The 8,423-nt window shown below is 50.0% G+C and carries 6 protein-coding genes; 3 read left to right on the top strand and 3 right to left on the bottom strand.

From position 1 onward, the window contains the following. Nucleotides 1–4,261: nSTAND1 domain-containing NTPase (locus IQ260_RS23000; protein ID WP_193995421.1), on the bottom strand; the 4,261-nt coding region annotated here is incomplete at its 3' end. Between the two features lie 105 nt (nucleotides 4,262–4,366). On the opposite strand from IQ260_RS23000, the gene IQ260_RS22995 reads away from it, so the two are divergent. Then, the gene (locus IQ260_RS22995) at nucleotides 4,367–4,768 is read left to right on the top strand and encodes a CU044_2847 family protein (RefSeq protein WP_193995420.1); all 402 of its coding nucleotides are present in this window, start codon (nucleotides 4,367–4,369) and stop codon (nucleotides 4,766–4,768) included. Nucleotides 4,769–5,132: 364 nt separating this feature from the next. After that, nucleotides 5,133–5,381, top strand: coding sequence for a hypothetical protein (locus IQ260_RS22990; protein ID WP_193995419.1), 249 nt, complete (start codon nucleotides 5,133–5,135; stop codon nucleotides 5,379–5,381). 601 nt (nucleotides 5,382–5,982) lie between these two features. Here IQ260_RS22990 and IQ260_RS22985 read toward each other — a convergent pair. Continuing rightward, nucleotides 5,983–6,954 (bottom strand): inositol monophosphatase family protein, encoded by a 972-nt coding sequence (locus IQ260_RS22985; RefSeq protein ID WP_322745026.1) that lies wholly within the window; start codon nucleotides 6,952–6,954, stop codon nucleotides 5,983–5,985. A 3-nt stretch (nucleotides 6,955–6,957) separates the two neighbouring features. Then, complete coding sequence (locus IQ260_RS22980; RefSeq protein WP_193995418.1) at nucleotides 6,958–7,638, bottom strand: HEAT repeat domain-containing protein; 681 nt, start codon at nucleotides 7,636–7,638, stop codon at nucleotides 6,958–6,960. Between the two features lie 148 nt (nucleotides 7,639–7,786). On the opposite strand from IQ260_RS22980, the gene IQ260_RS22975 reads away from it, so the two are divergent. Further along, a partial coding sequence (locus tag IQ260_RS22975) for a lysophospholipid acyltransferase family protein (protein WP_193995417.1) occupies nucleotides 7,787–8,423 on the top strand: 637 nt, incomplete at its 3' end.

The following is an 8,423-nucleotide window of genomic DNA, read 5'->3' as shown; positions in this document are numbered from 1 at the left end:
TCGCCACCGCCCCATCCACATCTTGTTGATAATAGGCCAGCGCCCTACCCTGAGCCACTAAAAATTTTGCCCGTTCACCACGATTCCAGGCATGGTCCATACATACCTGACAGGCTCGTTGAGCTACGTCAGTCTTGGGCTGCACCATAGCGATTTGGTGCAGCAGCCTAGTGCAGCAGTCGTGTAGCCAGTCCTGCCAGCGGATACTATCTAAAAACCATAAGATTCCATCTTTATAAGAACTACTAGAATGAAATCGTCCCGCACATACGATTTGGTTGCCCTTAGGACTCACTGCTAAAGCCGTAATTCCATATTGATCGTTTTCAAGTGGTTCGCCACCAATATGAGTACCTATTGGTCTACCTTCACGATCCCAAAAGTGGAGTGTCGTATCATAACTACCTGACACTATCTGGTCACTTTCAGGAATGAATTCTACAAAGGCTAAAGGGCTCAAATGTTTCTGTATTGGCTCTTTAATAGGATTTCCGTCATAGTCCCAGAAACGTAAATTATTATAAGCATCACCAGAGATTAAATATTTTTCTGTTGGACTAAAGGCCAAAGACATAATGCCAAAGCTTTGATTAGTAGCTGGTTTCAAATCAATTAGATTGCTACGAGGATGCCAAAAAGATAGACCACCATCAAATCCGCCTACAGCAATTTTGGTTCCGTCCGGGCTAAATCTAACGGCATATACTTCACCTACGTAAGATTGCAGGCATTCACCGATGAGATGACCATTACGATTCCATATTCTCAAGGTATGGTCTGAACTACCTGATACTATTTGCGTCCCATCAGGGCTAAATGCCAAAGCATTGACATTAGAGCGATGACTATCAACTACTACCTCTACAGAATTACCATCTTGATCCCAAAATCGTAGAGTTTTATCGAAGCCGCTCGATACTATCTGATCGCCAGTTGGACTAAAGGCAACAGTCAAAACCCCGTCACTATGCCCTTCTAAGTACTCACCCAACGGATTACCTATCCGATCCCACAAGCGCAATGTGTGGTCTGAGCTACCTGATACTATTGTGTTTCCATCAGGGCTAAATGCCAAAGCATTAATTGAATCGGAGTGAGCCTTGACCGCCTTGATAATGGGATTGCTCTGTGAACTCCAAATACGCAAGGTTCGATCAGCACTACCTGACACAATGAGCTTGTCAGTAGGACTAAAAGCAATTGAGTAAACTAACCCACTATGACCGTAGAGCGGTTGATCAATTAATTCACTATCGAGGTTCCACACATATACGGTATGGTCACGACTACTCGATATCACTTGATTGCCATCGGGGCTAAACGCAACGGAATAAACTAGATCCTTATGACCATAAAATCTTCGAAGACGTTCGCCATTCAGTGCCCAAAGGCAAAGTGTTTTATCTGCACTCCCTGAAATAATTTGTTCCCCAGAGGGGCTAAAGGCTACGGATCTAACCCAATCACTATGACCTTCAAATGGTTCGCCAATAGAATTTCCTTCCAAATCCCACAACCGTAAAGTGTTATCGGAACCACCCGACACGATATAGCTTCCATCTGGACTAAAGGCTACAGAGTAAACCGAGCCTTTGTGCGCATTGATTGGAGACCCTAAAGACCGACCACTTGCATCCCAAAAGCGTAATGTACCGTCATCGCTGGCTGAAATAATTCGATCCCCCTGAGGGCTAAAGGCTACTGATAATACAGAGCCAAGATGCCCTTCTATTGAAGAACCAATTGGTTGTCCATCAATGGTCCACAAGCGCAAGTTTGTATCTCGACTACCAGACACAATACGAGAACCATCTGGACTAAACGCCACAGACCAGATCCAATCACTGTGACCTAACCATGGTTGACCGATGGGATTACCTTCAGAGTCCCAAAGTCTTAACGTAGAATCTGCGCTACCGGACACAATACGAGAACCATCTGGGCTAAACGCCACAGACCAAATCGCATCTTTGTGACCTTGCATTTTTGCAACTTCTCTTACCTGTCTCCATGTGTGATTCAGAGCATCTTTTATTGGATATTGAACTTCCCCCTTGAAAGACTTCAGACTATAGCCGACAGCATCAATCGCATCTAAAGTAGCCTCAACTGCATACTGCGGCATATTAATGAGTTTTGATCGAATTTTACTTGCCTCAGCGTCAAGATGAACCTCAGCTAAAGCCCTTTCGAAAAATTCTTTTTGCTTTTGCTCGTGCTCGTTACTTCGAGTAAAAAATGCGCGAAGATCCATGTCCGCTAACACATTATTTCGTACCGTAACCGGTAACTCCCTGAGTTCTGCCAGTAACCCACTGGGTATTAAATAATCTAGATGACTCTCATGCCCCACCCATTCCTCATGGGCGTCCCGCGTCCGCTGTCCTAGCCGCTTCAGGTCCCGGTCTTCCTGCCGCCAGTCGGCAAACTGTTGCCACCCATCCATCAGCGCCTCATGGGCAATGTCCACATAGCGGCTAGCCCCATCCCCATCGGTCACCAACAGCCGCGCATTCACCAACCGCTCTACCACATCAGCAATCGTTTCTCGCTCCCGTTCCGTCTGGCCCAGGGCCAATAACTTTGACTGCCGCTGCCGCTGCCGGGTATCTTTCCCATCCTTACCAATGCGGATCAGGCTTAAACAAATCCGTCGGCACCAGTCTTTTTCGTTCTTAGCCAACCTGTCATAAACCTTTGTCGCCTGACTATCCAGCGTCCCCTTTAGCCGGTCCATGGCCGTATAGGCATCCACCGTCAGGCAATGGTGCTGGGTATCCCGCTGGTCCCACAGCGCTTCCAACGCAAACTCCAATAGCGGCAGCGCATTACTCGCCGCCGCCATATCATCCGCAATCAGCTGTAACAACCCATTTTCCATGCTGTGCCCCTGCACCTGGGCCGGTTTCTCCACCGCATCCAGCAACGCCTGCCCCTGCAATCGCCCCAAAAATACGGCATCTTTTTGGATCGACTCAATCAGCTCCCCATAGCCCAACCAGTCTGGCAAAAAGTCTGCCCGCATCGTAGTTACAATCGCCAACCGCGACTCCTCCACGTTGGCAATGGCCGTCAGACAGTCAATAAACTGCTGTTTTTCCTCATCCGGCGACCCCAGAGCAAACACCTCCTCAAACTGGTCTACGACCAACAAAATCTTTTCTGTCCCTGGCAACAACGCCACGGCCCCGAGCAAATCGTGGCTGTCAATCTTTGCGGCCATGTGGTTCACCTCCCGGCGCTGGCTCACCAACTGGCAAAACGCATTTTTCAGCAGCGCCATTGGCCCTATCCCCGGCTTCATCGGCTCAAGAATCTGCCAATGTCCCATCTGCCGCAGTGCCGGTATCAGCCCCGCCCGCACCACCGAAGACTTGCCACTGCCCGACACGCCAATTACCGGCACAAAATTTGTCTGGCTTAGCTTTGCCAGCAGCAAATCAATCTCTTTTTCCCGACCAAAAAAGAACCGGGCCGAGTTCTCATCAAATGCCTTTAGCCCTTGATAAGGGTTTTCATCGCTAATTTGGGTCTCAACACTGGTGCCGTATCGAACAATTTCGATGGACCGCCCCTGGCCCATGCGCATGGGTTCCTGCCTTGCCTGCTGCAGCTGTCGAGCAATGTGGGCAAACAGATCGTCGCCGGTAATGGCTCCGCCCTCTGGGGCATTTTCCTGGGCTAACCCGCTCAGTAGCGCCGTGGTAAATACGCTGTGGTTCTCTCCACGCTTCGCCCAGGCCGATTCGGAACTGCGGGCAGCGGTGATAAAAAAGTAATCGGTCTTTTGGCCAAACGTGTTAAAGCTCTGCTGAAATAATCCCTGCTCAATCAGTCCACCGCTGTGGCACGTATCTAGCAACAGCACCAGATTACTCAGGTCGGCCTTGGCAATCAGCTTGTTGAAATTAACAAATGGAATGCCATGGCGCTGCTCAACAATCGCGTCGTTTTCCCGTCGCACCCGGCAGTTCGAGGTGGCTATATATCCCGCCTGTTCTTCGGTAAAGTCATCCTGCACCAAAAAACTATGGCCCGTGATATAAATCAGCGCTTCATTTTTATGGGCCGTCTGCTGCAAAAAGGTTTTTAGCTGGGCAACAATTTCGTCGTAATCCGTCGCTGCTAAAATTGACGTGATCCGATAGCCACCGTAGGTTTGCAATACCTCTGCCACTACCTGGGCATCCGTTGCCGGTCGGGTCAGCTGATTAAAGTCATCATAGTCAGTCAGACCGATTACCAGGGCGTATTTGGCCATAGCAGGCAAACAAAGGCTTAAGTTTGGCGGATCTATCCATTTCTCCACATACCATAGCGGACATTCCCGATCCGGTTATCTAGAAAATTCGTAGCCACCTATCCTATGAGCACCATTCACCCCTATGTCGTTCAAGACGAATCCGGCGTAGAATATACCGTCTACATTCAAACCGATGATGAGGTTGTGCCTGGTGCCCCTGCCAAGGATGTCAAACGGGATGGGACTATTTGGGACGACGACGATGAATCCTACGGCAATAACCCTCGCTCCACCGTCCCTAAGGAAACTTTAGTCAAACTACGAGAAATCAACGGCACCATTAGCACCTACGCCAGGTTTGTAATTGATGCTTTCAAAAAGATGGGCGGTGCAGAAGTCGAAGAACTGAACTTCAAATTTGGCCTCAAGTTTAGCGGTGGTGCCAAAGTGCCCGTACTCGTCAACGGCTCAGCTGAAAGCAACTTTGAAGTCGAGGTGAAATGTAAGTTTCCTAAGAATGGCTAATTTCCTGGAATGGTGGGCGGCTGGAATCGTGGGCAGTGCCCACCCTACGGGTCTCTAAAAAAGACGGTAACAATTCCCAAACAACCCTGACCAACCGCTTGACGAGACGAAGCTGTCAGCATTATGGTCTTATGCAAGGTTGTTATACAGCGACCTTTTCCACAAGGCTCAATAATTCTTAGCGCCATCGGCAGGTGTTAGCACCACCTTACCGATGACTCACCCCCGAGATTCATACGCAATCCCGGCGGTTGGGGTTGATTTTACCCTAGCCACCCCGATTTGCACATATCAACCGGGGTGGCTAAGCCTTATTGGGTCTTGGTTTCCTCCCTATTTATCTACACCGGAGAACCAAGACACCATGTTTCAAGATTTTACCCAGGGCTCTGACGGGTCCACAGTTCCGCCTACCGTATCAGCTTTTCTGTCTGAGTACGAGTATGAGCAGGCTCGTCATCTAGTGCTAGGCAGCCTGACGGTTGTGCGGGCCACGATCAAACAGCTGCATCAGCGTAACTACGCTGAACCCAACGACTGGAGCAAACCATTACCCACCGGACGACCCAACGAGGTGATGATTATATTGACCAAGAAGGTCAGGGTCGCTTAGTCGCCAGGAAGCTCAAAATTCTGCGTTAACCCTTCTTAATCCTCCCTTGGCAAGCTGCCGTGTATACATATCTAGAAGATTGAACTGGAAAGTGGCTCTAATTCCTGCATTATCCCTCATCCTAAATCCTTCTCCCCTAGGGAGAAGGACTTTGAGTCTAGCTCTCTTTCTCCCTGGCTACGGTGTATACACATCTAGAAGATTGAACTGGAAAGTGGCTCTAACTCCTGCATTACCCCTCATCCTAAATCCTTCTCCCCCAGGGAGAAGGACTTTGAGTCTAGCTCCCCTTCTCCCCCAGGGAGAAGGACTTTGAGTCTAGCTCCCCTTCTCCCCCAGGGAGAAGGGGTTGGGGGATGAGGGCTCGAAGCTTTGAGCTTACTCTCCGACTTGTGTATACACGGCAGCTTTCTCCCTGGAGAGAAGGGGTTGGGGGATGTAGAGCTTTGCTTTTCTCGCAGAGTGGGCTCGAAACATTGAGCCTGCTCTGCGACTTGTGTATACACAGTAGCCTTGCCAAGGGGGTAAATTCCAGTTCTACCCATTACATAAGTGAGAGTTAGAGGGGCAGCAAACGCTAACGCAGATTTTCAGTACTCCCTTACGAAGCTTCACTACGGGCCAACGCCTCAAGTAGCTTTTGATGCACCTCCGGTGATGACCCTACCACCACCCCTGGCCACTGATAGTCCTGACAGGCACTTAATTCAGGTAACGGATTGCCTTGATGGTCGGTCACCACGTAGCCCATTTCCTGGGCCATCCAGCTAAGCGCGCCGCCGTCGATAAACTTACCGGCGGCTAAAATCGCGCCAGTGAGGTCGCCAGTTAAGAGGCCGTTGGTGTTTGCGATCGCAACTTCCCGAGAATAGTCAGTCTTCACACTCAGGGCCTCAAATTCCCCTTGCAACTCATCGGCCAGATGGGTCACGGCCCAGCTCAGCAGTACCCGATCCTTCGGAGTCTCAATTTTTAACGGCTGACAGCTATCGAGATCATCCGCCAGCGTGCCGTAAAAGGTCCCCTGTCCCCGCAGGCTATAGTAGAACCGATCTAGCGCCGGACTCAGGGCAATCACCGCCTCAAACCCATCGGCATTGAGAACGGTGAGAATAATTTGATAGTTGGGATGACCATCCATGTAGAAACGGGTGCCATCAATTGGGTCGAGGGTGATTAAATAGTCATCCTGGGGACCCAGCTCAATGGAGCGAAAATATTTGGTGTTGTAAGTCTGCTCAAATTCTTCGCCATAGAAACGAATATCTGGAAACAGTGACAGCAACGTCACCTCCATAAAAGTTTGAATGGAAAGGTCGGCGTCGGTTAGGGCCGTTGCAAAGAAATTCTCGGAGTCGAATTTGTCGGGATGTATGGCAATGCTGGTCTGAATTTTCTGGGCATAGCCTGCGGCTACTTTCAGGTGTGGCAGCAACGTATCTAAAATTTCGCGGGGTGTGGGCATAGAAACAAAAATGGAGCGCCAAACGATTCGTACCACAAAATCTTTGCTCACGGCGTCGTCTAAAGGCTTGACGCCAAACAACCTGCCCCCATTGCTCCAATTAAACACGGTCTACAGACCAGTCCCCATAGAGGCATCTAATGCAGCTGCGACAACATAGTGGTTCTCATCTGTTCGTAGCTTTGATAGTAGCTCTGCTGCCTGAGGATGATCACATCCCGTGAGGGCTGTTGCGGCCCGCCAGCGATCGCGCCAAAATTCGCTCTGGGCTAACTTGGCCAATGTGGCTAACGCCTGGGCTTGTAGCGGCGACATCAGTACCTGCCGCAGACCCAAAATGGCAGTTTCTTTGACAGTCTGGGTTTCATCTTCCAAGGCTCTCAGTGACACATCCAGCAGCACGTCAGGATGGTTGCTCTCCTGCAAAATCGACAGCACTGTTTGCCGTAATAGCCAGTTATTATTGGCCTCAAACATCTGGACGAGTAACGGGATGGAGGCATCACCAAATTCGTATAGGGAGTTGGCGGCTTCGGCTAAAACGTTGGCATCGGTTTCGTCTGCGATCAATGCTTGCAGGCTATCAAATGCGATCTGATCGGGGGCCTGGTTACCAAGTCCCATCACGGCTAAACGCCGCAGTAAAAACGATGGATCTTTGGATAAATTTTGCAAAATAGGCACAGCAACAGCAGCGGGTTGAGCTGCCAGGGTATTCAGCGCCGCAATACGCACATTGAGGGCAGAGGCCCGTAAATCTTCTTCTAACTTGTAAAGTTCGTCGGGGGTCATGGATGTTTGGGTAGAGAGTAGCACTCTGAGACGTTAGCCTATAGAAAATTGGCGTTGCTGCTTCTCGATATAGTGTTAGCTGGTGAGCTTACTACCTTAATCAGCAACGGCTAGCGTCAGGTTCACTCTCATTCTCAATGATGATGGTATGGATGTTCAAATAGCGGCATATCACAGCCTGCGATGGTTGTTGCGACCTTTTTTGCTGAGGGGGGTTAAGATCTCAACCCAGGGAATCAACCACCTACCCCACCATGGACCAGCGATTCTTGTCTGTAACCACCGCTCTGATACCGATGGCCTCCTGATGACCCTGGCCCTACCGCGCTACATTGCCTGGATGGTGGCCGACTACATGACGACAGTTCCAGTTACCCGTCAGCTATTGGCTCTGACTGGTATGGTCCCGGTCAAAACCGAAGCCCAGCCCACCCCCTCATCTATCAAACAGGCCCTGCAGCGCCTGCGCCAGGGAAAACTGCTCGGTATTTTCCCAGAGGGCGAAGACTATATCTTTGCTAATGACTTTGATGCGCCGTTGGCTCAACTGCAGTCCGGCTTTGCCCATCTTGCCTATGCTGCCCAGGTGCCTGTTATTCCCGCAATGATTATCCCAAAAGTCGAAAAATTAAAGCCCATCACCATCCCGGCTGCGGTGCGCCCACACTTGGAGCAGCATTACGACTTAACCAAAGTCACGTCCATCGTTCGTTACCGGTCTGCCGATGTCAGAATTGGTAAGGCTATATCTCTACAGCCTGTGGCCAGTCTGGATAAGCAAGAGC

Origin of the sequence: Leptolyngbya cf. ectocarpi LEGE 11479, assembly GCF_015207065.1 — a bacterium.
GTDB lineage: Bacteria > Cyanobacteriota > Cyanobacteriia > Phormidesmidales > Phormidesmidaceae > Leptothoe > Leptothoe ectocarpi.
The sequence above is the reverse complement of the archived record's forward strand: the minus strand, read 5'-3'. Positions and strand labels throughout refer to the sequence as shown.

Bases quoted from the DNA above. Each gene is read 5' to 3' on its own strand.
- IQ260_RS22995 (WP_193995420.1), top strand. From the start codon at position 4,367: ATGAGCACCATTCACCCCTATGTCGTTCAAGACGAATCCGGCGTAGAA.
- IQ260_RS22990 (WP_193995419.1), top strand. From the start codon at position 5,133: ATGTTTCAAGATTTTACCCAGGGCTCTGACGGGTCCACAGTTCCGCCT.
- IQ260_RS22980 (WP_193995418.1), bottom strand. From the start codon at position 7,638: ATGACCCCCGACGAACTTTACAAGTTAGAAGAAGATTTACGGGCCTCT.